1 pseudogene is annotated in these 513 nt (G+C 69.4%); it reads left to right on the top strand.

The annotated features are described in order from the left end of the window. Positions 1–513: pseudogene (locus ACYVDE_RS26030) on the top strand (hypothetical protein); the annotation flags it as partial.

Below are 513 nucleotides of genomic sequence, written 5' to 3'. Positions count from 1 at the left end.
GGGGGCCGACCCCGGCCTGCGCCAGTTTCGGGCCAGCTACGCCAACGCGCTGTACCTGTTTGAGGAGCGGCCCGATGGCGACCAGCGCCCGGTGGCCAGTTTCGGCCACTCGCCCAATGTGGTGAACTCAGCCCACATGCTGCTGCGCCTGCGCCAGCAGCCCGGCAACCACGTGGCGGCGCGGCGCTACCTGCGGGCCCGCCTGCTCGATATGCTGGTAGGCGACTGGAGTCGGCGCGAAGACCAGTGGCGCTGGGCCAGCTTTCCGCAGCCGGGCGGGCTGGCCTTCCGGCCCGTGCCGCGCGACCGCGACCAAGCATTTTTTCTGTTTGATGATGGGTTGATTACGCGGCTGGTGTCGTGGTTTGCGCCCAAGTACCAGACGTTTCGGGGCCGCATCCGGCTCGAAAACGTGGATGGCCTCACCACCACCGCCCGCGCCCTCGACCGCACCCTGCTCACCGGCCTGAGCGCCGCCGACTTCCGGCAAGTGACCGACTCGGTGCAGGCGGC

The sequence above is a fragment of the Hymenobacter agri genome (genome assembly GCF_054778495.1).
The sequence above is the reverse complement of the archived record's forward strand: the minus strand, read 5'-3'. Positions and strand labels throughout refer to the sequence as shown.